This is a genomic window from Shinella sp. OV683 (assembly GCF_057787725.1).
Genome location: NZ_CM173543.1, coordinates 2,217,881 through 2,243,124, shown reverse-complemented (window position 1 = coordinate 2,243,124; position 25,244 = coordinate 2,217,881). Strand labels below are relative to the sequence as shown.

The 25,244-nt window shown below is 58.8% G+C and carries 25 protein-coding genes; 4 read left to right on the top strand and 21 right to left on the bottom strand.

Annotated elements, in window-relative coordinates; all coding sequences use genetic code 11:
* Positions 1 to 634 precede the first annotated feature (634 nt).
* The gene (locus tag ACXHRN_RS10700) at positions 635 to 1,402 is read left to right on the top strand and encodes a class II aldolase and adducin N-terminal domain-containing protein (RefSeq protein WP_488641296.1); all 768 of its coding nucleotides are present in this window, start codon (positions 635 to 637) and stop codon (positions 1,400 to 1,402) included.
* A gap of 20 nt (positions 1,403 to 1,422) precedes the next feature.
* Here the strand turns inward: ACXHRN_RS10700 and ACXHRN_RS10695 are convergent, their stop codons facing one another.
* On the bottom strand, positions 1,423 to 1,734 hold the full coding sequence (locus tag ACXHRN_RS10695; protein ID WP_488641881.1) for an HlyU family transcriptional regulator: 312 nt from the start codon (positions 1,732 to 1,734) through the stop codon (positions 1,423 to 1,425).
* Between the two features lie 129 nt (positions 1,735 to 1,863).
* On the opposite strand from ACXHRN_RS10695, the gene ACXHRN_RS10690 reads away from it, so the two are divergent.
* A complete protein-coding gene (locus tag ACXHRN_RS10690; RefSeq protein WP_488641295.1) occupies positions 1,864 to 2,769 on the top strand; it encodes an alpha/beta hydrolase in 906 nt (301 codons plus the stop codon).
* Positions 2,770 to 2,852: 83 nt separating this feature from the next.
* A complete protein-coding gene (locus ACXHRN_RS10685) occupies positions 2,853 to 3,434 on the top strand; it encodes a hypothetical protein (RefSeq protein WP_488641294.1) in 582 nt (193 codons plus the stop codon).
* Between the two features lie 6 nt (positions 3,435 to 3,440).
* On the opposite strand, the gene ACXHRN_RS10680 is transcribed toward ACXHRN_RS10685, so the two are convergent.
* From ACXHRN_RS10680 to proS, 3 genes are read right to left on the bottom strand one after another with little or no spacing between them, the layout of a single operon-like run.
* On the bottom strand, positions 3,441 to 4,124 hold the full coding sequence (locus ACXHRN_RS10680; RefSeq protein ID WP_488641293.1) for an ABC transporter ATP-binding protein: 684 nt from the start codon (positions 4,122 to 4,124) through the stop codon (positions 3,441 to 3,443).
* A gap of 8 nt (positions 4,125 to 4,132) precedes the next feature.
* Positions 4,133 to 5,434: a lipoprotein-releasing ABC transporter permease subunit gene (locus ACXHRN_RS10675; RefSeq protein WP_488641292.1), complete on the bottom strand. Its 1,302-nt coding sequence runs from the start codon at positions 5,432 to 5,434 to the stop codon at positions 4,133 to 4,135.
* A gap of 11 nt (positions 5,435 to 5,445) precedes the next feature.
* Positions 5,446 to 6,774, bottom strand: a complete 1,329-nt coding sequence (gene proS, locus ACXHRN_RS10670; RefSeq protein ID WP_488641291.1) for a proline--tRNA ligase — start codon at positions 6,772 to 6,774, stop codon at positions 5,446 to 5,448.
* 49 nt (positions 6,775 to 6,823) lie between these two features.
* On the opposite strand from proS, the gene ACXHRN_RS10665 reads away from it, so the two are divergent.
* Positions 6,824 to 6,982 carry a hypothetical protein gene (locus ACXHRN_RS10665; protein WP_488641290.1) on the top strand — a complete coding sequence of 53 codons (159 nt, stop codon included), beginning with the start codon at positions 6,824 to 6,826 and terminating at the stop codon, positions 6,980 to 6,982.
* Between the two features lie 695 nt (positions 6,983 to 7,677).
* On the opposite strand, the gene ACXHRN_RS10660 is transcribed toward ACXHRN_RS10665, so the two are convergent.
* From ACXHRN_RS10660 to ACXHRN_RS10580, 17 genes are all read right to left on the bottom strand, one after another.
* The gene (locus tag ACXHRN_RS10660; RefSeq protein ID WP_488641289.1) at positions 7,678 to 7,947 is read right to left on the bottom strand and encodes a DUF1467 family protein; all 270 of its coding nucleotides are present in this window, start codon (positions 7,945 to 7,947) and stop codon (positions 7,678 to 7,680) included.
* Positions 7,948 to 7,977: 30 nt separating this feature from the next.
* Positions 7,978 to 9,645, bottom strand: a complete 1,668-nt coding sequence (locus ACXHRN_RS10655) for a ribonuclease J (protein ID WP_488641288.1) — start codon at positions 9,643 to 9,645, stop codon at positions 7,978 to 7,980.
* A gap of 19 nt (positions 9,646 to 9,664) precedes the next feature.
* Positions 9,665 to 10,429 (bottom strand): biotin--[acetyl-CoA-carboxylase] ligase, encoded by a 765-nt coding sequence (locus ACXHRN_RS10650; protein WP_488641287.1) that lies wholly within the window; start codon positions 10,427 to 10,429, stop codon positions 9,665 to 9,667.
* Positions 10,426 to 11,868 carry an NADH-quinone oxidoreductase subunit NuoN gene (nuoN, locus tag ACXHRN_RS10645; RefSeq protein WP_488641286.1) on the bottom strand — a complete coding sequence of 481 codons (1,443 nt, stop codon included), beginning with the start codon at positions 11,866 to 11,868 and terminating at the stop codon, positions 10,426 to 10,428. Before nuoN ends, ACXHRN_RS10650 begins: the two co-directional genes overlap by 4 nt.
* A gap of 17 nt (positions 11,869 to 11,885) precedes the next feature.
* Complete coding sequence (locus ACXHRN_RS10640; protein ID WP_488641285.1) at positions 11,886 to 13,397, bottom strand: NADH-quinone oxidoreductase subunit M; 1,512 nt, start codon at positions 13,395 to 13,397, stop codon at positions 11,886 to 11,888.
* Entirely contained in the window at positions 13,397 to 15,427 is a 2,031-nt protein-coding gene (gene nuoL, locus ACXHRN_RS10635) for an NADH-quinone oxidoreductase subunit L (protein WP_488641284.1), read from the bottom strand. Before nuoL ends, ACXHRN_RS10640 begins: the two co-directional genes overlap by 1 nt.
* A gap of 7 nt (positions 15,428 to 15,434) precedes the next feature.
* Positions 15,435 to 15,743: an NADH-quinone oxidoreductase subunit NuoK gene (gene nuoK / locus ACXHRN_RS10630; RefSeq protein WP_488641283.1), complete on the bottom strand. Its 309-nt coding sequence runs from the start codon at positions 15,741 to 15,743 to the stop codon at positions 15,435 to 15,437.
* Positions 15,744 to 15,764: 21 nt separating this feature from the next.
* Positions 15,765 to 16,379, bottom strand: a complete 615-nt coding sequence (locus tag ACXHRN_RS10625; RefSeq protein WP_488641282.1) for an NADH-quinone oxidoreductase subunit J — start codon at positions 16,377 to 16,379, stop codon at positions 15,765 to 15,767.
* Between the two features lie 122 nt (positions 16,380 to 16,501).
* The gene (gene nuoI, locus ACXHRN_RS10620; RefSeq protein WP_488641281.1) at positions 16,502 to 16,993 is read right to left on the bottom strand and encodes an NADH-quinone oxidoreductase subunit NuoI; all 492 of its coding nucleotides are present in this window, start codon (positions 16,991 to 16,993) and stop codon (positions 16,502 to 16,504) included.
* 35 nt (positions 16,994 to 17,028) lie between these two features.
* A complete protein-coding gene (gene nuoH / locus ACXHRN_RS10615; RefSeq protein WP_488641280.1) occupies positions 17,029 to 18,072 on the bottom strand; it encodes an NADH-quinone oxidoreductase subunit NuoH in 1,044 nt (347 codons plus the stop codon).
* A gap of 19 nt (positions 18,073 to 18,091) precedes the next feature.
* A complete protein-coding gene (gene nuoG / locus ACXHRN_RS10610; protein WP_488641279.1) occupies positions 18,092 to 20,173 on the bottom strand; it encodes an NADH-quinone oxidoreductase subunit NuoG in 2,082 nt (693 codons plus the stop codon).
* Position 20,174: 1 nt separating this feature from the next.
* Positions 20,175 to 20,687, bottom strand: a complete 513-nt coding sequence (locus ACXHRN_RS10605) for a hypothetical protein (protein WP_488641278.1) — start codon at positions 20,685 to 20,687, stop codon at positions 20,175 to 20,177.
* A 4-nt stretch (positions 20,688 to 20,691) separates the two neighbouring features.
* Complete coding sequence (gene nuoF, locus ACXHRN_RS10600; RefSeq protein WP_488641277.1) at positions 20,692 to 21,996, bottom strand: NADH-quinone oxidoreductase subunit NuoF; 1,305 nt, start codon at positions 21,994 to 21,996, stop codon at positions 20,692 to 20,694.
* Positions 21,997 to 22,007: 11 nt separating this feature from the next.
* A complete protein-coding gene (locus ACXHRN_RS10595; RefSeq protein WP_488641276.1) occupies positions 22,008 to 23,108 on the bottom strand; it encodes an NADH-quinone oxidoreductase subunit E in 1,101 nt (366 codons plus the stop codon).
* A 16-nt stretch (positions 23,109 to 23,124) separates the two neighbouring features.
* The gene (locus ACXHRN_RS10590; RefSeq protein WP_488641275.1) at positions 23,125 to 23,370 is read right to left on the bottom strand and encodes a hypothetical protein; all 246 of its coding nucleotides are present in this window, start codon (positions 23,368 to 23,370) and stop codon (positions 23,125 to 23,127) included.
* On the bottom strand, positions 23,370 to 24,560 hold the full coding sequence (locus ACXHRN_RS10585; protein ID WP_488641274.1) for an NADH-quinone oxidoreductase subunit D: 1,191 nt from the start codon (positions 24,558 to 24,560) through the stop codon (positions 23,370 to 23,372). Before ACXHRN_RS10585 ends, ACXHRN_RS10590 begins: the two co-directional genes overlap by 1 nt.
* A gap of 76 nt (positions 24,561 to 24,636) precedes the next feature.
* On the bottom strand, positions 24,637 to 25,239 hold the full coding sequence (locus tag ACXHRN_RS10580) for an NADH-quinone oxidoreductase subunit C (protein ID WP_488641273.1): 603 nt from the start codon (positions 25,237 to 25,239) through the stop codon (positions 24,637 to 24,639).
* Positions 25,240 to 25,244 lie beyond the last annotated feature (5 nt).

Genomic DNA, 25,244 nt, shown 5'->3' with positions numbered 1-25,244 from the left:
GAATCGAAATATATCAACATCCTCAATCTCTTATCCGCCAATATCCCCGCCCTCCACACCTCCTTTATAATACCCCTGTTCCGCTGCCGGAGTGTATCGCGAGACGTTCGTGTGCAGGCGGAATGGGGTGCTTTCGTCTTGTTTCAAAACGTATGAAACGAGACGAAAGAGACGCGGGACGCTGCGGCATTGCAAGATGCCGTCGTCACAGGCTTCCCCCTTCCTCCTGTCCGGAGGTCGGTTTGGGTCCGCCATGCAAGCGAGGCTTAAAATCCTCGTGCAGCGAAGCAGGACTGCGTCTGAAGGAGCCCGGACAGGCTCCGAAGAACACCTCGTGGCCGCGCGAAAGCGAAGCCATTAATAAACAAAACCAGAGGCAACGCTTTCGCGCGGCTCTCCGGTCTCATTCTTCATGCCACGGACGGAAACCCGCCGCGTGAACACCATGCCACGCCGGCAACAACCAAGCGGCGCCGGCCAGCCCGGCACCTGTCGGAAGCAAGCAGAGCAAATTCTAACGGGCGCTAGACCCAAAATCCTTTTTGCCAGTCTTGCCCAGAACTTCCACCGATCCGATTGACGGCAATGGCCTAGGCGTTCATCCTCCGGGCGACGAACGAATAGGGAGTGTCACATGTCTGTCAGCGCTGCATCGGTCCACCGGCTGGACAATCTGCCCTTCTATCAGGAGCGCGTCGATCTCGCTGCCGCCTTCCGCTGGACTGCGCGCCTGAACATGCACGAGGCGGTGGCCAACCACTTCTCCCTCGCCGTCAACGACGACGGCACGAAATTCCTGATGAACCCCAATCAGGTGCATTTCTCACTAATCAAGGCATCGAGCCTGCTGTTGCTGGATGCCAACGATCCCAATACGATGGACCAGCCCAATGCGCCCGATCCCACGGCCTGGGGCCTGCATGGCGCAATCCACCGCCATGTACCGCATGCACGTTGCATGATGCACGTCCATTCGATCCACGCCACGGTGCTGGCATCGCTGGCGGACTCGCGGCTGCTGCCGATCGACCAGAACTGTGCCACCTTCTTCAATCGCTATGTCATCGATGACAGCTACGGCGGGCTGGCATTTGAAAACGAGGGCGAGCGCTGCGCCCGCCTGCTCGGCAATCCGCAGCACAAGGTGATGATCATGGGCAATCACGGCGTGCTGGTGATCGGCAAGGACGTCGCCGATACCTTCAACCGGATGTATTATTTCGAGCGCGCCGCCGAGACCTATATCAAGGCGCTGATGACCGGCCAGAAGCTGAGGGTGCTGAGTGACGAGGTTGCCGAGAAGGTCGCCAAGGAAATGGACGATTACCCCGACCAATGCGACCGCCACCTCGCCGACCTCAAGACCTTGCTTGAGCGGCAGGAGCCGGACTTCATGCATTGATGATGACGGGTGACTTGAATTTAAACCTGGCGCTCGGCAGCGCCATCGTTGAACAGTCCCGGGCCATGCTGGTCGATGATCTGCTTGGCCTTGCGGAACGTCGTTTCGACTGTGTCTGTCTCGCTGGAGAACAGGTCGGCACGGACGAAATTGCGGACCAGCACCTGGCCATTGGCCTCATGCTCGATGCGGCCGGCAAGGCGATACTGCGCGCCTTCCTTGCGAGGGGTCGCATAGACGGTGTATTCACCGATTTTCTGCATATGCTCCTTCGACGGGGTAGAGCCGCCAGACGAGGAACCGCCAAACAATTTTGAGAAAAATCCAGCCATGTCCGTCGTGTAGCATAGGCCCATTGCCGGCGAAAGAGGTTTTGACGCAGCAAATTCCATGAAAGTTCTGCCTTAAATTCCCCGTAAGCAGCGCCGTGCTAGACTGCTCATCCTGCATGGAGAAAAGGCATGACTGGCGCCTCAGATTTGAAGTCTCATTCCCCGACGATCGCGGACGATCCCGAAGCCTATGTCCGGGCTTCCGAGGCGCAGATACCAGGCATTCGGCCGGGTTCCGAAAAACAGATCGTCTGGGCGCATCCGGATAGGAGACGCACCGCCTTCGCCATCGTCTATTTCCACGGCTTTTCAGCTTCTGCCGGCGAGATCCGCCCCGTCCCGGACCGGGTGGCAACCAACATCAAGGCGAATCTGTTTTTCGCCCGTCTCACCGGTCATGGCGTCGATGGCGCTGCCCTCGGACGCGCCAACATCGAGGACTGGCTCGACGACATCGGCGAGGCAATCGACATCGGCGAAGCACTGGGCGAAAAGGTCATCCTGATGGGGGTCTCCACCGGTGGTGCGCTGGCCACATGGGCACTTTCCCGGCCTCGACTTGCGGAAAAAGTCGCAGCAGCCGTTTTGATCTCTCCCAACTATGGGCTGAGGACGGTCGGCGCCTTCCTACTCAATGCGCCGTTTGCGCGCCAGCTCGTCCATATCACTCTGGGACGGACGCGCAACGCTGAGGCCCGCACCGATCTGCAGCGCAAGATATGGACAACCAACTACCCCACCGAAGCCCTGCTGCCGATGGCGCGGGTCATTTCGCTCGCCAGAAAGACCAAGGTGGAGGCGATCCATACGCCGGCGCTGTTCTTCTATTCGCCGGACGACAGGATTGTGGATCCCACAGGGACTGTCAGCATGGCGAAGCGCTGGGGTGGACCGCATCGGGTGATATCAGTCGAACATACCGACGATCCCAACCGCCACGTCATTGCGGGAGACGCCTACTCGCCATCCACGACCGATATGGTCATCACGCAGATTTGCGCCTGGCTCGCTACGACGCTCCGCCTCAATTCTTGACCGAATCGAAATATACGGACCTAATTCAAGAGCAGGTGGACATCGATGATTCACGGAAAGGTTTGGCTTTGGCTGAGACGAGCATGTTGAAGACTTTTCGCGGATGCCTGCTTGTTCCCGCACTTTGCCTCGCGGCGCTTTGCCTTCCGGCACATGCCGGGCCGCTCGCCGATCTCGGCACCGAAGCTGATGCGTTGATCGACAGGGGCGATGGGTTGGCCGCTTACGAAAAGCTGCGCCAGTCCCTCGCCCAAGCCTCAGAGAAGATCCCATTCAATATCCGCAAGGCATTCTTCGTCAGCGAAAAGCCGGTGATCTTCGGCAATTACAACAGGGTCAAGAGCAATGAATTCCCGGTGGGCTCATCGCTGATCACCTATGCCGAACCGATCGGCCTTGCCTGGCGGCCGGCCGAAGGTAGCCAGGTGCAATCGCAATTCACCGTGGATTTCGAATTGCGCAATCCCTCTGGCGAGATCCTCGCCGTGCAGAAAGCATTCGGCAATTTCAAAATCACCAGCCGCGAGCCGCTGTTCGAGATCTATACGCCGCTGACGCTGGACGTGTCGGCGGTGCCTGCCGGCGATTATGTGCTGAAATACACCTTCAACGACCTCAATTCGAAGAAGACGTCGGATATCGAGCAGCGGTTCACGTTGAAGTAAGCCGGCTTACAATTCGACGATCTGGCCGTCTTCGAGCGTCACCCGACGATCCATCCGGGCGGCCAGTTCGTGATTGTGGGTTGCGATCATCGCCGCGAGGCCCGACTGGCGCACCAAAGCCTCCAATGCATCGAAGACATAATGCGCCGTCGCGGGATCGAGATTGCCGGTCGGCTCGTCGGCCAGCAGGATCAGCGGTGCATTGGCCACGGCACGGGCGATCGCCACGCGTTGTTGCTCACCACCGGAGAGTTCGGACGGCCGATGTTCACCGCGATGGCCAACCCGCATATAGTCAAGCAGCTGGCTGCCGCGCTCGCGGGCTTCCTTGCGCGACAGGCCGGCGATCATCTGCGGCATCATCACGTTTTCGACGGCAGAGAATTCCGGCAGCAGATGGTGAAACTGGTAGACGAAGCCGATCTCCGAACGGCGGATCGTCGTCCGCTCGCTGTCATCCAGCGAACCGCAATCACGACCGTTGACATAGATATTGCCGGTGTCAGGCCGTTCGAGCAGGCCCGCCAGATGCAGCAGTGTCGACTTACCCGTGCCCGATGGCGCCACGAGACCGATTATCTCGCCCTTGCGCATTGACAGATTGGCATCCTTCAGGATGTCGAGGCGAAACTCGCTCTCGCCGAAATGGCGGCCGACATTCTCTATCTTTAAGATTTCGGCACCAGCCATCTCGAACCCTATTCGTAACGCAAGGCCTGGACCGGATCGATCCGGGACGCCCGCCAGGCTGGGAAAATCGTCGCGAAGAAAGACAGGACAAGCGCCATGACGACCACCGTCATCGTTTCGCCGAAATTCATCTCCGCTGGCAACTGGCTGAGGAAATAGAGTTCGGGATTAAACAGCGTCGTGCCGGAAAGCCAGGAGAAGAACTCCCGAATGCCCTCTACATTCAGGCAGACCACCACGCCCAGCAACACGCCGGCAAACGTCCCGGTCACGCCGATGGCCGCCCCGGTCATGAAGAAGATCCGCATGATCGAACCGGACGTGGCACCCATGGTGCGCAGGATGGCGATGTCGCTGCCCTTGTCCTTCACCAGCATGATTAACCCGGAAATGATGTTCAGCGCCGCGACCAGCACGATCAGCGTTAGAATCATGAACATCACGTTGCGCTCCACTGCAAGCGCGGAGAAGAACGTCTTGTTTCGCTGTCGCCAGTCGGTGATGTAGATTTGCCGGGCAGCCGCGTCCTCGACTTTCAGCCGCATGTCCTCGATCTCGTCCGGCTTGTCGACGAAGATCTCGATGGATTGCGCAATGCCCTCGGCATTGAAATAGAGCTGCGCTTCCTCGAACGGCATGAAGATGATCGAGGCATCATATTCCGACATGCCGATCTCGAAGATCGCCGAAACCTTATAACTCTTGACCCTGGGATTGACGCCCATCGGCGTCACGTCGCCATCGGGAGCAATCAGCGTTATGGAATCGCCTTCTGAAAGCCCGAGTTGTTCGGCAAGCCGGCTGCCGATCGCCACGCCGTCGCCCGCCGCAAAGCCCACAAGATCGCCTTGCTTGATGTTGTCGGCCACCATCTTGAGTTTGGTCAGGTCCTCGGCCCGGATGCCACGCACCAGAGCGCCGGTGCCGGCGCCGTTCTTGCCGGAGGCCAGCGTCTGGCCGTCGATCATCGGGATCGCCATCTTGATGCCCGGGATCTTGGCGAACTTGGCAGAGAGGTCAGCGTAGTCGTTGAGCGTGCCATCGATCGGCTGGACGATCATGTGGCCGTTAATGCCCAGAATCCGGCTAATCAGTTCGGTGCGGAAGCCGTTCATCACAGCCATGACGATGATCAACGTCGCTACGCCCAGCATGATGCCGACAAAGGAGAAGCCTGCAATCACCGAAATGAAGGCTTCCTTGCGGCGGGGCCGGAGATAGCGGAGCGCCACGATACGCTCGAAGGTGGAGAATGGTCGTGCGGATGCCGCAGGCGCCGCCCCCTCCGAAACCGCAGTCGCTTCGTTCATTCCCACACCGTTCAGTTGGCTGCCAAAATCTTGTTGAGCGCCGATTCCATCGTCAGCGTCTCGCGTTCGCCGGACTTGCGGTCCTTCAGTTCGACTTCGCCATTGGCGATCGAGCGCGGCCCGACAATGATCTGAGTCGGCACGCCGATCAGGTCCGCGGTCGCGAACTTCGCCCCGGCGCGATCGTCGGTATCGTCATAGAGAACGTCGAAACCAGCCTTGGAAAGCTGGGCGTAGAGGGATTCGCTCGCAGTATCGCAAGCTGTGTCGCCAGATTTCATGTTGATGATTGAGACGTCGAAAGGCGCCACGGATTTAGGCCAGATGATTCCATTGTCATCATGTGAAGCTTCAATGATGGCTGGAACAAGGCGTGTCGGGCCGATGCCGTAGGAGCCCATATGCACGACATGCTGCTTGCCATCCGGCCCCTGGACGCTCGCGCCCATGGCCTCGGAATACTTGGTGCCAAAGTAGAAAATGTGGCCGACTTCGATACCGCGTGCCGAAAGGCGCTCGCCCTCGGGAATGGCATTGAAGGCTGCCTCGTCGTGCATTTCCGATGTAGCGGCATAAACCGAGGTCCATTTGTCGAAAATTGCCTGCAGGCCGGCAACATCATCGAAATTGGTGTCTTCGGCAGGGATATCGAATTTGACGAAATCCTTGTGCGAATAGACCTCCGACTCGCCGGTATCGGCCAGGATAATGAATTCGTGGCTGAGATTGCCGCCGATCGGGCCGGTATCGGCACGCATGGGAATGGCGCGCAGCCCGAGCCGATCGAAAGTGCGGAGATAGGCAGCGAACATCTTGCGATAGGAATGCTCGGCTCCCTCGCGGTCGAGATCGAAGGAATAGGCGTCCTTCATCAGGAATTCGCGCGAGCGCATCGTGCCGAAACGCGGACGCACCTCGTCGCGGAATTTCAGCTGGATGTGATAGAGGTTGAGCGGCAGGTCCTTGTACGACTTCACGGACGAGCGGAAGATCTCGGTGATCATTTCCTCGTTGGTGGGACCGTAGAGCATCTCGCGATCTTGGCGGTCCTTGATGCGCAGCATCTCCTTGCCATAGGCGTCATAGCGACCGCTTTCGCGCCATAGATCGGCCGACTGCAGAGTCGGCATCAAGAGTTCGATGGCGCCAGCGCGATTCTGTTCTTCCCGGACAATCTTGTTGACCTTGTCGAGAACTCGCTTGCCCAGCGGCAACCATGAATAGATTCCCTGGCTTTGCTGGCGGATCATGCCGGCACGCAGCATCAACCGGTGGGAGACGATTTCCGCCTCCTTGGGATTCTCTTTCAGTATGGGCAGGAAGTAACGGGAAAGACGCATAATACGGATCCAGAAATGCAAGCGTTCTACAATCTTCGAGCAGAATCGCGTGGCTGAGTTCGAATTTCCCCGTTTTCATATCGGCTTCACAGGCGGAAGAAAACCCGCAGGCTGCGGATTTGCCGAAATGTTGCAAACGGAAGTACATCTCAGGCGAGGCTGCTCAAATCATGGGCACGAAGTAAATGAAATTTTCGCCGGTGAATGAGTATCCCCGCTTAACAAGCATGCTACGGCATCGTATTCTGGCGCCTGAAAGCCCTGAATTCACTGCGATAGCAAGTTTTATTTTGTCAACGAAATTTTTTTTCCTATGTGTCGCATTTTTGCAAAAAAGCGGATGACAACGCTTAAATCTTGGGCTACGGTCCGGCCATAAATAAGGCAAGGAGTTCAAATCCTTGCCAAACTCGCGGTCAAGTCTTGGGAGGATGGGATCTTAGGCGCGCTAACCCGCTGCCCCCGCAAGGGAAATAGGTCACGCGAAAATTAATGAAAAACAAGGCTTTATGCCTTGTTTTTTTTTGACTTTAATTTGGATGTCCAATCACCGGAGAGTATGGCCGTGCGCCCCCGCTATCTGCACTCACAGTAGGATTAATGCGCGGTTAATTGAGCATTCGCCCGCTTGTGAGGCAATTGATCAAAAAACACAAGAACAGCCTGTTCCAGACCTGCTTGCTCACCGGGAGCGAACTCATCCTGTCATAAAACCGCTATAAAACTGATGTAAGGGGCCGCGCCAGGCAACGGCATGTGGTCAGGAAATGGCGCTTGCCAGACACTATCGTCGACTGCGCGACCGTGTGCCGAGCCGTCGCAAGACGCATCCGGTTCCAGGCCTCTCAGCATAGTCGCAAGGTGGCCAGCTCTGACAACGAAGACTGAGCACGACAACTGAGATCACTTGAACTGCGGGACGATGCGCGGAAATGACAGCGCGTTGAGACCCAGCACTGTGGTGGCGACATACCAGATCGCGTAGAACACACCCGCCAGCACCGTCGTCATCAGGAACACCCGCAGCGGCCGGAATTTGGCCGGTGCGCTTTCGACGGTGCCGTTGACGACGCTGTTCTCATCGCCCTGTGTGCGCAAGCCGATCGGCAGCACGATGAACAGCGTGATCCACCAGCAGATGAAATACTCGGCGAATACGGATACCCAAGGCATGGCGATGGCTTTCGGTTAAATCTCGGGCCTTTATACCCGCGTGACGAACACAGTCACAATCGGTTTCTTGCCCCAGCTATTATTTGCCGCAGACCGGACCGCGCGACGCGCAGCCTCCTTGACCATGTCGAGGTCCTTGCGCTTGACGCGCGGAATGCTCTCGACGGCGCTGAGGACGGCGTCATAGAGCAGGTCTTCCATGTCCTCGCCATCCTCGTCCTCTGCCGGCAGACCGAAAGCCGTGACATCGGGATCGTCAAGGAAATCATAGCGGCTGTCGAGGATGATGTTGACCGCGACATGGCCGGCAAAAGACAGCTTGCGGCGGTCGCCGATCCCCATCTCGTCGATATCGCCGATCAGGTTGCCGTCCTTGAAGATGCGGCCATGCGGCGCTTGATCGATGATGACGGCAGGGCCTGGAGCAAGCCGCAGCATGCCGCCGTTGCGCACTTCGGCGACTTGGGCGATTCCGGCCCTCACGCCGAGTTCGGCATGCGCGTGCAGATGCGCAGCCTCGCCATGCACGGGCACCAGGATCTGCGGCCGCGTCCATTCATACATGCGCTTGAGTTCGTTCTGGCGTGGATGGCCGGAGACATGCACGAGCGCATCGGTATCGGAGACGACGATCATGCCCTGGTCGATCAGGGCGTTCTTGATTTCGAGAATAGCCTTCTCGTTGCCCGGAATGGTGCGCGAGGAAAACACGAATGTGTCGCCCTTGGTAAAGCCGATGTTGCGCATCTCGTCGCGGGCAATCTTGGCGAGTGCAGCACGCGACTCACCCTGGCTGCCGGTCAGGATGACAACCGCATTTTCACGCGGCAGATAGCCGAATTCATCCTCGGCGATGAACGGCTCGATACCTTCGAGCATGCCGAGGTCGTCGGCGACATTGGTCACACGGCGCATCGACGAGCCGAGCAACAGCACTTCGCGGCCAGCTTCCTCAGCAGCCAACGCGATCGATTTGATGCGCCCGACGTTCGAAGAGAAGGTGGTGACGGCAACGCGGCCGGCAGCGTTGCGGATGACTTCCGCGAGACTCGCCGAGACTTCCATCTCCGAAGGAGAATCGCCTTCGCGCTGCGCATTGGTGGAATCGCAGATCAGCGCCAGCACGCCCTCGTCGCCGACCTGGCGGAAACGTGCCTCGTCGGTGCCCTTGCCGAGCGACGGCGCCGGATCGATCTTCCAGTCGCCGGTATGGATAACATTGCCGAGCGGCGTGCGAATGACCAGCGACATCGCTTCGGGAATGGAATGCGCCACGGTCACCGGCTCGATCGAGAACGGACCAACCTCGATCCGCATCCCCGGCTGCATATTCTTGACCGGGATCTTGTCACCTGTCTTGTCGTAATCGCCCTTGGCTTCCAGCATGCCAGCCGTAAACGGCGAGGCGTAAAGCGGCACGTTCAGCCGTGGCCAGAGATCCCGGACAGCGCCGTAGTGGTCCTCATGCGCATGGGTGATGAACAGCGCCAGGAGATTTTCGCGCTCGGCCTCGATGAAGCTGATATCCGGCAGGATCAGTTCGACGCCCGGCAGTTCGGGTCCGGCGAAAGACACACCGCAATCGACCATGATCCACTTGCGATGTTCGCGCGGGCCAAAACCGTAAAGCGCGAGATTCATACCAATCTCGCCCACCCCACCCAGGGGGAGGAACACCAGTTCGTCGTTTGCGGCCATGAAACTCAGTACCTACTCTTCAAGAGAAAAACACGTCGCCCGAGGCGATCGGCATCACTTCGCCGGTCGGCAATCGCAGTTGCAACCGGCCATCATCTTCTATACCGGAAAACACACCGGATATCGACCTGTCCGGCAGGTTGACCGTGATCGCCCCGCCGATACCTTTTACATGCCGCTTCCACCCATCAACGACAGTGGCGATGCCCCTGCCCTCGTTCCATGCAATCAGAACCTCGGCCATCTCCTGCATCAATCGGGCAAACAGGCTTTCCGGCGATGTTGTTACACCTGCTTCAGTCAGCGTGATGGTCGGATAGAGCGGATTGTCCGGTCGATGGGCGACGTTGACGCCACAGCCGATCACCACAGCCTGCCTGCCATCACCAAGATTTTCAGCCTCCACAAGAATGCCGGAGACCTTCTTGTCATCGACCAGGATGTCGTTCGGCCACTTGATCGCAACGCGCTCGGCAGCCCACGGCATTTCCCCGACAATGGCGCGATAAAGTGCCAATGCGACCGCAATTGGCAGCGATCCGACCGCCGATGCCGGCCCCGGATCGATCAGCAGTAGCGAGGCATACAGATTTCCGGGCTCAGAGATCCACACCCGCCCGCGTCTACCGCGTCCGCCCAATTGACGGCGCGCCGTGACCCAGACATTGCCTGGGTCGCCGGCGCGCGCCATTTCCATGCACACGGTATTGGTCGAGCCGACATCCCCGAGCGCTTCATGCCGGAACCGATCGATTCCGTAGCGCCCCGGATTGCCCACCGTCAAAACAGCGCTGCCGCAGCCGCTTCAGCCGCCGTGCCGATCGGCCCACCGATCAGCACATAACCCAGAACGAACAGGCCGGCGATGCTGAAGATGACCTTGAGGCTGCCCGGAACGCGGGCGATTTCCCTGGTCGCGGCATCAAACCACATCAGCTTGACGATGCGCAGGTAATAGTAGGCACCCACGACCGAGGCGAGAACGCCGATCACCGAAAGCGCATAAAGGCCCGCCTTGATCGCCGCGACGAACACGAAGTATTTCGCAAAGAAGCCGGCGAGCGGCGGGATGCCGGCAAGCGAAAACATCATCGCGGTCAATACGGTCGCCATCAGCGGATTGGTGGTCGAAAGGCCGGCGAGATCATCTACCCGTTCCAGCGCCTGACCGTCCTTGCCGCGCATCGACAGGATGATCGCGAATGTGCCCATCGTCATGACCAGGTAGATTGCCATATAGAGCGCAACGCCGGAGACGCCCTCCTGGCTGCCGGCGGCGAGGCCGACAAGCGCATAGCCCATATGACCGATAGACGAATAGGCCATCAGTCGCTTGATATTGCTCTGGCCGATGGCGGCAAACGATCCCAGCACCATCGAGGCGATCGAGATGAACACCACGATCTGCTGCCAGTCGTGGAAGATCGGCTGGAAGGCTTCCATGACAACGCGCACGAAGATCGACATCGCGGCAACCTTCGGAGCGCCGGCAAGAAAGGCCGTGACCGGTGTCGGCGCGCCTTCATAGACGTCCGGCGTCCACATGTGGAACGGCACGGCCGAGATCTTGAACGCGACGCCAGCCAGCACGAAAACCAGGCCGAAGACCAGGCCGAGCGAGCGGGTTTCGCTCGACAGCGCGGTGGCGATATCGGCAAAGCCAGTGTGACCGGTAAAACCGTAGACCAGCGACATGCCGTAAAGCATCATGCCCGAGGAAAGAGCGCCGAGCACGAAATACTTGAGGCCGGCTTCCGTCGAACGGGCGGAATCGCGGTTCATCGCCGCGACGACATAGAGCGCCAGCGACTGCAGTTCGAGCGACATGTAGAGCGAGATAAGATCGTTGGCCGAAATCATCAGCATCATGCCGAGCGTCGAAAGCACGACCAGAACCGGATATTCGAACTTGTCGATATTGTTGGCCCTGGCCTGGCTGAGCGACATGATCAGCGCCACCGCAGAGCCGATCAGCGCCAGAACTTTCATAAAGCGCGAAAAGCCGTCTGAGCGGAATGCGTCATTGTAGGCAGAGCCGTTCGACGGAACCCAGATCACCCAGATCGCGGCGATGACGAGCAACAGCACTGAAAGCCAGGTGACGGCGGGAGCGGATTTCTCTCCTCCGAACACACCGATCATCAGCAGCGCCAGGGCACCGGCTGCGATGATCAGTTCCGGTGCCGAGAGGCTTAGACTTGCGACAATGGTATCAGCAATCATTTTGCAAAGTCCTGTGATCAGTACGCCGCCGAGGCGACATCATGCGCTGCCTGAACGGCGGCGGTATAATTGTTGACAAGGAGATCCACCGAGGCAGCCGTCGCATCGAAGACGGGAGCCGGATAGACACCGAAGAAGATCGTGAGCGCAACCAACGGATAGAGGATCAACTGCTCGCGCGGCGAGAGGTCGAACAGCTTCTTCAGGCTGTCCTTCTCGAGCGCGCCGAAGATAACCCGACGATAGAGCCACAGCGCATAGGCAGCCGAAAGAACAACACCCGTCGTTGCAAACAGCGCCACCCAGGTATTGGCGCGGAAGGCGCCCAACAGGGTCAGGAATTCACCGATAAAGCCCGATGTGCCGGGAAGACCGACATTGGCCATGGTGAACACCATGAAGGCAACAGCATATTTCGGCATGTTGTTGACAAGGCCGCCATATGCAGAAATTTCGCGGGTATGGGTCCGATCATAGACCACACCGACGCAAAGGAAGAGTGCGCCAGAGACGATGCCGTGCGAAAGCATCTGGAAGATCGCGCCCTGCACGCCCTGCACATTGGCGGCAAAGATGCCCATGGTCACGTAGCCCATATGGGCGACCGAGGAATAGGCGATCAGCTTCTTGATGTCTTCCTGCATCAGCGCCACGAGCGACGTGTAGATGATGGCAATCACCGACAGCGAGAAGACGAAGGGTGCGAAATACTCCGACGCCAGCGGAAACATCGGCAGCGAGAACCGCAGGAAACCGTATCCGCCGAGCTTCAGCAGAATACCCGCCAGGATCACCGAGCCCGCCGTTGGCGCCTGAACGTGTGCGTCAGGCAACCATGTATGCACCGGCCACATCGGCATCTTCACCGCAAACGAGGCGAAAAACGCTAGCCATAGATAGGTCTGCATTTCAGCCGGGAACTTGTGGGCCAGGAGCTGGGTGATGTCGGTCGTGCCGGCATCCCAGTACATCGCCATGATCGCCAGCAGCATCAGCACCGAGCCGAGCAGCGTATAGAGGAAGAACTTGTAGGATGCATAGACGCGATCCTTGCCACCCCAGACGCCGATGATGATGAACATCGGGATCAGGCCTGCTTCGAAGAACACGTAGAACAGCACGATGTCGAGCGACACGAACACGCCGATCATCAGCGTTTCGAGCAGCAGGAAGGCGATCATGTATTCCTTGATGCGCTTTTCGATCGAAAGCCAACTGGCCAGCACGCAGAAGGGCATCAGGAACGTCGTCAGGATGACGAACAGCATGGAGATGCCGTCAACGCCGAGATGATAAGAAATGCCGCTGTTCAGCCACTCCGCCTTCTCGACGAACTGGAAACCGGCATTCGAATTGTCAAAGCCTGCCCAGATGAACAGCGAGACGATGAAGGTGACGACAGTCGTCGCAAGGGCGATGTAGAGGACATTTTGCCGTCCGGCGTCGCTGTCGCTGCGCATCAGCAGCAGCAGACCGGCACCCACCAAGGGCAGGAAGGTAACCAGCGAAAGAATAGGCCAACCGGACATCAGAATGAACTCCCGAGCATCATCCAGGTTACAAGGGCAGCAATGCCGATCAGCATTACAAATGCATAGTGGTAGAGGTAACCCGTCTGCAGGCGGACGACACGACCTGTGACATCGACGACCCTCGCCGCAATGCCGTTCGGGCCGTAGCCGTCGATAACCCGCCCATCGCCTTCCTTCCACAGGAAGCGGCCAAGCCACTTGGCCGAGCGCACGAACAGGAGATCATAGAGCTCGTCGAAGTACCACTTGTTGAGCAGGAACTTGTAAAGACCACTTTGCTGGCTCGCGAGATACGGCGGAATCCAGGGTGAGCGGATGTAGAATACCCAGGCCGTGACCAGACCCACCACCATCGCCACGAACGAACTCCACTTAACCCAGAGCGGTACGTGGTGATAATGCTCGAGGATCTCGTTTGTCGGCAGCGTGAACAGGGCGCCCTTCCAGAATTCGGCATAATGTTCGCCGAAGAAGTAGTCATGGAAGATGAAGCCCGACAGCAGCGCGCCGAGCGCCAGGAGATAGAGCGGCACCAGCATGACATTCGGTGATTCATGCACGTGATGCATGACATCGTGGGGAGCGCGCGGCTTGCCGAAGAACGTCATGAAAATCAGGCGCCATGAATAGAAGCTGGTGAACACGGCAGCAATGACGAGCAACGTGAAGGCAAAGCCTGCAAGCGGACCGTGGCCGGCAAACGACGCTTCGATGATCGCATCCTTGGAGAAGAAACCGGCGGTACCGATCAGGGTGCCAGGGATGCCGACGCCGGTGATGGCAATGGTGCCGATCATCATCGTCCAGAATGTCTTGGGGATATGCGTCCGAAGACCGCCCATGTAACGCATGTCCTGCTCGTCGGAGACGGCATGGATGACCGAGCCCGCGCAGAGGAACAACAGAGCCTTGAAGAAGGCGTGCGTGAACAGGTGGAAGATCGCCGCGCCATAGGCACCCGTGCCGAGCGCCACGAACATGTAGCCGAGCTGCGAGCAGGTCGAATAGGCGATGACGCGCTTGATGTCGTTCTGCACCAGGCCGACCGAGGCAGCAAAGAAGGCGGTGATCGCGCCGACCAGAACAACCACGTTAAGCGCGGTCTGCGACAGATCGAAGATCGGTGACATACGGGCAACGAGGAAGACGCCGGCGGTGACCATGGTTGCGGCATGGATGAGCGCCGACACAGGCGTCGGGCCTTCCATGGCGTCCGGCAGCCAAGTGTGCAGAAGGAACTGCGCCGACTTGCCCATCGCGCCCATGAACAGCAACAGGCTGACTGCGGTGATCGCACCGGCCTTGTCGAGCTGCATGCCGAAGAGGTTGATGACCGCGTCCGTCACAACAGCATGCTCGCCGGTCGCGGCGGCTGCATCGGCACCATGTTCGGCAGCAGCCGGTAGGTACGTGGCGGCAGCGGCGAAGATCGATTCCAGATTGATCGAGCCGAACAGCACGAACAGTCCGAAGATGCCCAGCGCAAAGCCGAAGTCGCCGACGCGGTTGACAACGAACGCCTTGATGGCTGCTGCATTGGCTGATGGCTTCTTGTACCAGAAGCCGATCAGCAGATAGGACGCCAGACCCACGCCTTCCCAGCCGAAGAACATCTGCAGCAGGTTGTCGGAAGTCACCAGCATCAGCATGGCGAAGGTGAACAGCGACAGATAGGCAAAGAAGCGCGGGCGATGCGGATCGTGATGCATGTAGCCGATCGAATAGACATGCACGAGGCTCGACACCGAGTTGACGACGACGAACATCACCGCCGTCAGCGTATCGATGCGGAAAGCCCATTCGACATCCACGCCGCCTGACTGCACCCAGCGCATGACTGGAATCGTGATGTGTTCCTGGTCGCCAAGCGCGACATTGAAGAACACCACCCAGGACAGGACTGCAACGATCAGCATCAGGCCGGTCGTGACATATTCCGACGCCTTTGCCCCGATCGAATTGCCGCCCAGACCGGCGATGATCGCACCGAGCAGTGGCAGGAAGACAATGAGTTTGTAGATGATCATAGCCTTCTCAGCCCTTCATCATGTTGACGTCTTCAACCGCGATCGTGCCCCGATTGCGATAGAAGACGACGAGTATTGCAAGACCGATCGCGGCTTCCGCAGCGGCAACGGTCAGAATGAACAAGGCAAACACCTGGCCGGTGATGTCATTGAGGAACGCCGAGAACGCCACCATGTTGATGTTGACGGCGAGCAGGATGAGCTCGACCGACATCAGGATGACGATGACGTTTTTCCGGTTCAGGAAAATACCGAAGACGCCCAGCATGAAGAGGATGGCGCTGACGGTGAGATAGTGGCCGATTGTGATTTCCATGGTCCTGATCCTTCGTCTTCCTTAGAGCCCTTGGCCGGGCTTGGGGTTGACGATCGAAATTGCGGTTTTCGGCGTACGGGCGACCTGACGAGCGATATTCTGCCGCTTGATGTCGGTGCGATGCTTGAGGGTAAGCACGATCGCGCCGATCATGGCGACCAGAAGCACCAGGCCGGCGATCTGGAAGAAGAAGATGTAGTGGGTATAAAGAACATCGCCGAGCGCTGCGGTGTTGGTGCGCTTTGCGGGATCCGGGATTGGCATCGAGATCGTGCCGGCAATCTTCGGCGACAGCGTCGAACCACCGATGACAATGATCAGTTCAGCCGCAACGATAAGACCGACGAGCACACCGACGGGAGCATATTCCAACGCGCCAGATCGAAGCTTGGCGAAGTCGATATCGAGCATCATCACCACGAACAGGAACAGCACCGCAACCGCGCCGACATAGACGACCAGGAGGATCATCGCCAGGAACTCAGCCCCCGTCAGCAGGAACAGCCCCGCCGCGTTGACGAAGGTCAGGATCAGGAACAGAACCGAGTGAACCGGGTTCTTCGCCCAGATGACCATGAATGCCGACGCGACTGCGACGAAGGCAAACAGATAAAAAAACAGAGCCTGCAGACCCATTTTGGCGCCTTTATATTTTCGGGGAAGCCTGTCGAAAGCCCCTGCCCGTCCCTGTCCGGCAGACCGCCGGAAGTTTCGATTTCATGCCGCTTCGGCCGGTGCCGAAGAATTCTTTGGCCGGATTACCGGTAAGGCGAATCCAGCGCGATGTTGCGCGCGATTTCACGCTCCCACCGGTCGCCGTTGTCGAGGAGCTTTTCCTTGTCGAAATAGAGCTCTTCGCGGGTCTCGGTGGCAAATTCGAAATTCGGGCCCTCGACGATGGCGTCAACCGGGCACGCTTCCTGGCAAAAGCCGCAATAGATGCACTTCACCATGTCGATGTCGTAGCGCACGGTGCGGCGGGTACCATCGTTGCGGCGCGGGCCGGCTTCGATGGTGATCGCCTGAGCGGGACAGATCGCTTCGCACAGCTTGCAGGCAATGCAGCGCTCCTCGCCGTTCGGGTAACGACGCAGCGCATGTTCGCCACGGAAGCGCGGGGAAACCGGTCCCTTTTCATAGGGGTAGTTCACCGTCGCCTTGGGCGAGAAGAAATACCGCAGCGTCAGGAAGAACGCGTTGACGAATTCCCGCAGGAACAACGAGCGGACTGTCTGTGTGATCGCCGACATCGTTTATTCTCCCTTCATTCCAAAATACTTGCCCATCATGCCCATCCCATAATCTTCAGGACGAAGGCGGTGATGACGACCATCGCCAGCGAGATCGGCAGGAAGACCTTCCAGCCCAGACGCATCAGCTGATCGTAGCGGTAGCGCGGCACGAAAGCCTTGACCATGGCGAACATGAAGAACACCATCGTCGCCTTGAGCACAAACCAGATAATACCCGGTACCCAGTTGAACAGCCAGAAGTCGACCGGCGGCAGCCAGCCTCCGAGGAACAGGATGGTGGTCAGCGAGCACATCAGTACGATGGCCGCGTATTCGCCGAGCATGAACATCATGTACGGCGTGGAGCCATATTCGACCATGAAGCCGGCAACCAGTTCCGATTCCGCTTCGGGAAGATCGAAAGGCGGACGGTTGGTTTCAGCCAGTGCCGAGATGAAAAACACCACGAACATCGGAAACAGCGCCAGCCAATGCCAGTCGAGGAACGAGTTCGGCAGACCAAGACGGGTCCCGATGCCATCCTTCTGGGCAAGCACGATGTCGGTCAGGTTCAGCGACCCAACGCAGAGCAGCACGGTGACGATGACGAAGCCGATCGAGACTTCATAGGAGACCATCTGTGCGGCCGAACGCAGCGCGCCGAGGAACGGATACTTGGAGTTCGATGCCCAGCCGCCCATGATGATGCCGTAGACCTCAAGCGAGGAAATGGCAAAGACATAGAGGATGCCGACATTGATGTTGGCAATCACCCAGTTGTCGTTCAGCGGGATGACGGCGTAAGTCGCCAGTGCCAAAGTCACGGCGACCAGCGGCGCCAGCAGGAAGACGGCCTTGTTGGCCCCGGCGGGAATCACCGGTTCCTTCAGCATGAACTTCAAAAGGTCGGCGAAGGACTGGAAAAGTCCCCACGGGCCCACCACATTCGGTCCACGGCGCAGCTGGACGGCTGCCCATACCTTGCGGTCAGCGAGCAGGATATAGGCGATGAAGATGAGCAGCGCTACGAGCAGCAGCAGCGACTGACCAATCATGATCAGCGCCGGCCAGACATAGGTCGTGATAAATGCGTCCATAATACCTTGTCCCCCGCGCCTATTCGGCCGCAGCCTTGAAGTTGTTGCGGGCCAATGCAGAGCATTCGGCCATCACTGCCGAAGCGCGCGCTATCGGGTTCGTCAAATAGAAGTCTTTGACCGGAGAAGCAAATCCGGATTTGCCCATTTTCCGCGGTTTTTTCGCCACTGCGACGATTTCGTCCGAGGAGCCTGGCTTGATCTGGTCGACTTCGGCGAAATGCGGGAACTGGGCGTAAAGCTTGCCGCGCAATTGCTGAAGCGAATCAAAGGGAAGCTTCTTGCCGAGGACGTCGGAGAGTGCGCGGATGATCGCCCAGTCTTCCTTGGCCTCGCCCGGCGCGAAGTTTGCCCGCATACCCATCTGCACCCGACCTTCGGTATTGACCCAGATGCCAGACTTTTCGGTGTAGGTGGAACCCGGCAGGATGACGTCGGCAGCCTGGGCGCCATTGTCGCCGTGCGAGCCGATGTAAACCAGAAGATTTGTGCTCTTCTTGGCGAGGTTGAGCTCATCCGCACCGAGCAGGAAGAGAACATCCATGGTCGCAACCTGGGTCGCGGCATCGACGCCCTTTTCGCCCGGCACGAAGCCGAGATCGAGGCCACCGACACGTGCGGCAGCCGTGTGGAGCACTGCAAGACCATTCCAGTCAGCCTTGACCGCGCCAACCGCTTCAGCAAGGCCGGCGATCGTCGCGAGAACACCGCGACCATCGGTGCGCGACAGCGCGCCCTGGCCAACGATGATCATCGGCTTCTTGGCCTTCTTCAGCTTGGCGGCAAACTTGTTGGTGCCGTCGAGCAGCTCCGAAAGCGTCTCCGTGCCGGCACCGAGATATTCGTAGTCGTAGCGCAGTTCAGCGGCTTCACCGATCACCGCAATCGGGAATTCACCACGGCGCCAGCGCTTGCGGATGCGGGCATTGAGCACCGAAGCCTCGTAGCGCGGATTGGCACCGATGATCAGCAGCGCATCGGCTTCTTCGATCCCGGCAATCGTCGGGTTGAAGATGTAGCTTGCACGACCGAGCGCCGGATCGAGCGCGACGCCATCCTGGCGGCAATCGAGATTTTCCGAACCCAGCGACTTCACCAGTTCGGAGAGCGCGTACATTTCTTCGACCGATGCCAGATCGCCAGCGATCGCACCGATCTTCTCACCCGTCGTTGCCGACACGGCAGCCTTGATGGTGGCAAAAGCTTCCGGCCACGTGGCGGGAATCAGGCGGCCATCCTTGCGGACGTAGGGGCGGTCGAGTCGCTGTGTCTTCAGGCCGTCCCAGATGAAGCGGGACTTGTCCGAGATCCATTCCTCGTTGATGTCTTCGTTGACACGCGGCATGACGCGCATGACTTCGCGGCCACGCGTATCGATGCGGATGGCCGAACCAAGCGCATCCATCACATCGATGGATTCGGTCTTGTTCAGTTCCCATGGACGCGCAGTAAACGCAAAGGGCTTCGAGGTCAGAGCGCCGACCGGGCAGAGGTCGACGACGTTGCCCTGCAGTTCCGATGTCATGGCCTGCTCGAGATAGGTCGTGATCTCGGCATCTTCGCCGCGACCGATCAGGCCGAGTTCAGCGATACCGGCAACTTCCGTCGTGAAGCGGACGCAGCGCGTGCAGTGGATGCAGCGGTTCATCACCGTCTTGACCAGCGGTCCGATATACTTGTCTTCGACGGCGCGCTTGTTCTCGGTATAGCGGGACGCATCGACACCAAAGGTCATCGCCTGGTCCTGCAGGTCGCACTCGCCACCCTGGTCGCAGATCGGGCAATCCAGCGGATGGTTGATCAGCAGGAATTCCATCACGCCTTCGCGGGCCTTCTTGACCATCGGAGTGTTGGTGAAAACCTCGGGCAATTCGCCATTCGGGCCGCCGCGGATATCGCGCACGCCCATGGCGCAGGAGGCTGCCGGCTTCGGCGGGCCACCCTTCACTTCAACCAGACACATGCGGCAATTGCCGGCAACCGACAACCGCTCGTGAAAACAGAAGCGCGGAACTTCGGCGCCAGCCTCCTCGCACGCCTGCAACAGCGTGAAATGATCCGGTACCTCGATCTCTTTTCCGTCAACTTTCAGCTTCGCCATTTCAGCCTTCCAACAGCGCTTTCGCTTGGCTCGCCCAGTCATCCCGGATGATCCGGTTTTCAAGGCCAAGCTTGTCATCTATTTCGCGCATTTCGGCTTCAGTCCATTTGGCGATCTCAGCCAAAGTCTTGATGCCCATGCCGTTGAGTACCTTTTCCAACCTCGGGCCGACGCCCGAAATCTTCTTCAGATCGTCCGCCACCGGCGCCCGATCCTTTTTCACTACACGCAATGGCACAATCTTGGCCGTGCCTGCGCGCTCTTTTCTTGTCTCTGTCGCCGCAGGTGCGGCCGGGGCCGGCTTTGCCGCCTCGCCCCGATCGAGCGCATTGGCGAATGCTCCCATGAACGCACCGGCCATCTGCGCCGTGAGGTTCATGCCAAATGCCGTCATCATCGTCATGGCCGCAGTCTGGTCCGCGAAGAACTTGGCTGAAGCGTCGGCAAGATTCGACGCAGCGGTGGATTGATCCACCGTCTCGTGCCGATCCTGGCTTTTCGCTTCGTTCGTCAAGACCTTACTCCGCAGCCTCGAGCACGGCGCCGTGTGACGTCGAGTTATAGGTGTATTCGTCGATACGCTTTTCGATTTCCGGACGGAAATTGCGGATCAGACCCTGGATCGGCCAGGCAGCAGCATCGCCGAGCGCACAAATCGTGTGCCCCTCGATCTGCTTGGTCACCGCAAACAGCATGTCGATCTCGCGCTTTTGGGCGTTACCCTTCACCATGCGCTCCATCACCCGCATCATCCAGCCGGTGCCTTCGCGGCATGGCGTGCACTGGCCGCAGCTCTCATGCTTGTAGAAAGCCGAGAGGCGCCAGATTGCCTTGATGATGTCAGTCGACTTGTCCATGACGATTGCAGCCGCCGTCCCGAACGACGATTTCACGTCGCGCATGCCGTCGAAATCCATCGGCGCGTCGATAATGTCTTCACCCTTGACGACCGGGCAGGATGCGCCGCCGGGAATGACCGCGAGCAGGTTGTCCCAGCCGCCGCGAATGCCGCCGCAATGCTTGTCGACCAGTTCACGGAACGGAATGCCCATAGCATCCTCGACCGTGCACGGCTTGTTGACGTGGCCTGAAATCATGAACAGCTTGGTGCCGACATTGTTCGGACGGCCGATGGCCGAGAACCAGCCAGCGCCACGGCGCAGGATGGTCGGAGCGACGGCAATCGACTCGACGTTGTTGACGGTTGTCGGACAGCCATAAAGCCCCATATTGGCCGGGAACGGCGGCTTCAGGCGCGGCTGGCCCTTCTTGCCTTCAAGACTCTCGAGCAGCGCTGTTTCTTCGCCGCAGATGTAAGCGCCGGCACCATGGTGGACAAAGATCTCCATGTCCCAGCCATGCTTGTTGTTCTTGCCGAGCAGGCCAGCGTCGTAGCATTCGTCGATAGCAGCCTGCAGCGCCTCGCGCTCGCGGATATACTCGCCGCGAACATAGATGTAGGCGACATGCGCGCCCATCGCGAAAGACGCGATCACGCAGCCCTCGATCAGCGTATGCGGATCGTGGCGCATGATGTCACGGTCCTTGCAGGTACCGGGCTCGGATTCGTCGGCATTGACCACGAGGTAATGCGGGCGACCGTCGCTCTCCTTCGGCATGAAGGACCACTTGAGGCCGGTCGGAAAGCCTGCGCCGCCACGTCCGCGAAGACCGGAAGCCTTCATCTCGTTGATGATCCAGTCGCGGCCTTTTTCCAGTATCTGCTTGGTGCCATCCCAATGGCCGCGCATCATAGCGCCCTTGAGGGACTTGTCCTTCAAGCCGTAGATATTGGTGAAAATCCGATCCTTGTCGTCTAGCATCACGTCTATCCTTAGCGCGGCTTCTTGCCGAAGACCTTGATATATTCCGCTTCGCCGCCCCGGGCCAGGGCATCAGCCTGCTTGACCCAGTCTTCGCGGTCGATGCGACCTTTGAAATTCAGATAACCATCCACCCATTCGCGCTCGGCCTGCTTCCAGGATGCCACCTGAGCATAGGTGAAGATCCCAAGCTCGTGCAGCGTGCCCTCGATCTTCGGCCCAACACCCGAAATCATCTTGAGATCATCCGGAATTGCAGGCTTTTCGACACCGGCAGGCCGGTTCGGATCGTCAAGCGCAGGCTTGGCAACCTTCTGCTCGACTGAAGTGGTGACCTTGATGGGCTCGCCGCCCGGTGTGGCGGTCTTACCGTCAGCCGGCGACTTGATCGCAGGCGTGGTTTCGATGACGTCGGTCTTCGGCTTTGCCGCATTCGACGGCGGAACGCTGACAGCATCTGCAGCCGGAGCAGCCTTGGCCCTCACAGCCTTAGGCTTCTCATCCGGCGTGGTCAGCGACGTCAGGCCGCCAATCGGTGCCGAGAAGATGCGATCGATCTGCGTGCCCGGCTTGACTTCGCTCGCCCTGCCCGCTTCGAAACGCTCGATGACATATTCCAGCTGGCGCGGCGTCAGATCTTCGAAAGTGTCGTTGAAGATTGCCACCATCGGTGCATTGACGCAGGCGCCGAGACATTCGACCTCTTCCCACGACAAGGTGCCGTCGGCATTGAGGTGATGCGGCTCGTGATGAATCTTCGACTTGCAGACCGCGATCAGCTCTTCCGAGCCGCGCAGCATGCAAGGAGTGGTGCCGCACACCTGGATATGAGCGCGGGTGCCGACCGGCTGCAGCTGGAACTGCGTGTAGAATGTCGCGACTTCAAGCACGCGGATATAGGGCATGGCGAGCATGTCGGCGATGGATTCGATCGCAGCCTTGGTGACCCAGCCGTCCTGTTCCTGCGCACGCATCAGCAGCGGGATGACAGCGGATTGCTCGCGGCCCTTGGGATACTTCTTGATCGTTGCCTTGGCCCAGACCGCATTGTCCTTGCTGAACGCAAAGGCTGCGGGTTGAACATTATCTTCGGCTAGTCGACGTACGGACATTCGTTTTCACGCCCTATCACTTGATCTTGCCACATTGCGAAGTGGACAAACCGGCCATCTCGCATGCGTAACCTTCATTGTCTTTCTGGAGGAAGACCACGAACCGCTTGCCATTCTGCACGGCGGCCTTGATCTCGAAACCCTCGGAGATCAGCGTCCCCATCGAGGATCCCTCGACACTCACCGTCTGATCTGTAGTGTCCTGTGCGAAAGCGGCACCGGAAACAGAAATCAGCGTCGCGACAAGTGCCATCCTCAGCATCAGCGGTCTACCTCACCGAACACGATGTCCAGCGAGCCAAGCACTGCCGCCACGTCGGCGAGCTGATGGCCAGCACAGAGGAAGTCCATCGCCTGCAGATGAGCAAATCCCGGAGCCCGGATCTTGCAGCGATACGGCTTGTTCGTTCCGTCTGCCACGAGATAGACGCCGAACTCGCCCTTCGGCGCTTCGACGGCTGCGTAAACTTCGCCAGCCGGCACGTGATAGCCTTCAGTGTAAAGCTTGAAGTGATGGATCAACGCCTCCATCGACCGCTTCATCTCGCCGCGCTTCGGCGGCACGACCTTGCCATCGATCGAATTCACGGGCCCAACCTTGGCGACACCCAGCAGCCGATCGACACACTGGCGCATGATCCTGGCGGCCTGGCGCATCTCGAACATGCGGATCAGGTAACGATCGTAGCAGTCGCCATTTTTGCCGACAGCCACTTCGAAATTCAGATCGGAATAGCATTCGTAGGGCTGCGAGCGGCGCAGGTCCCAGGCAGCGCCCGAACCACGTACCATGACGCCCGAGAAACCCCAGTTCCACGCATCGGCGAGTGTCACGACACCGATATCGACGTTGCGCTGCTTGAAGATGCGGTTTTCAGTCAACAGACCTTCGATGTCGTCGAGCGTCTTGATGAACGGGTCAATCCATTTGCCAATATCTTCTACGAGTTCCGGCGGAATGTCCTGATGTATGCCGCCCGGACGGAAATAGGCAGAGTGCATGCGCGCGCCGCAGGCACGCTCATAAAACACCATCAGCTTTTCGCGCTCTTCAAAGCCCCAAAGCGGCGGCGTCATCGCGCCCACGTCCATGGCCTGCGTCGTCACGTTCATGATGTGCGACAGGATGCGGCCGATTTCCGAATAGAGCACCCGGATCAGCTGGCCGCGGATCGGGATCTCGATGTTCAGCATCTTTTCGACGGCAAGCGCGAAAGCATGCTCCTGGTTCATCGGCGCGACATAGTCGAGCCGATCAAAGTAGGGCACCGCCTGCAGGTAGGTCTTGGTCTCGATCAGCTTCTCGGTGCCACGATGCAAAAGGCCGATATGCGGATCGACGCGTTCCACGATTTCACCATCGAGCTCCAGCACAAGCCGAAGCACGCCGTGAGCAGACGGATGCTCCGGGCCAAAGTTGATCGTAAAGTTGCGGACGTTATGTTCTGTCATTCTGGATGCTCCGAAGTGGAGGCGAATAGGCGGTCATGAAGGCAGCTGGCGCGAGGCCGGCAGTATCAAAAGGCCACTACTGACTCTTCTTCTCGTCCCCCGGCAGCACATAATCGGTGCCTTCCCAGGGAGAAAGAAAATCGAAATTGCGGAATTCCTGCCTCAGCGCCACCGGCTCGTAGACCACCCGCTTGACGGCGTCGTCGTAACGAACTTCGACGAGACCCGTGGTCGGGAAATCCTTGCGCAGCGGATAACCTTCGAAACCGTAGTCCGTCAGGATGCGGCGAAGATCGGAATGGCCGGCAAACGGGACGCCGTACATGTCCCAGCACTCGCGCTCGAACCATTCGGCACCCATGAACAGGCCAGTCAGCGAGGCAAGCGCTTCATCTTCCGCCACCGCAGTCGTGACACGAATACGCAGGTTATGTTTCGGCGACAGCAGGTGAACGACGACATCGAAGCGCTTTTCACGCGACGGCCAGTCGACACCGCACAGATCGATAAAGCTGATAAACTGGCAGCGCTCATCGTCGCGCAGGAATTTCACCAGCTCGAGATAATCGCCGCTGCCCGTCGTCACTGTCAATTCGCCGTAAGCGATGACGGCATCGAGGATGGCTGCGCCACGGCTTTCGCGGAGGTAGACCGAGAGGTCTTCAAGAGACGTTGTCATTTTCA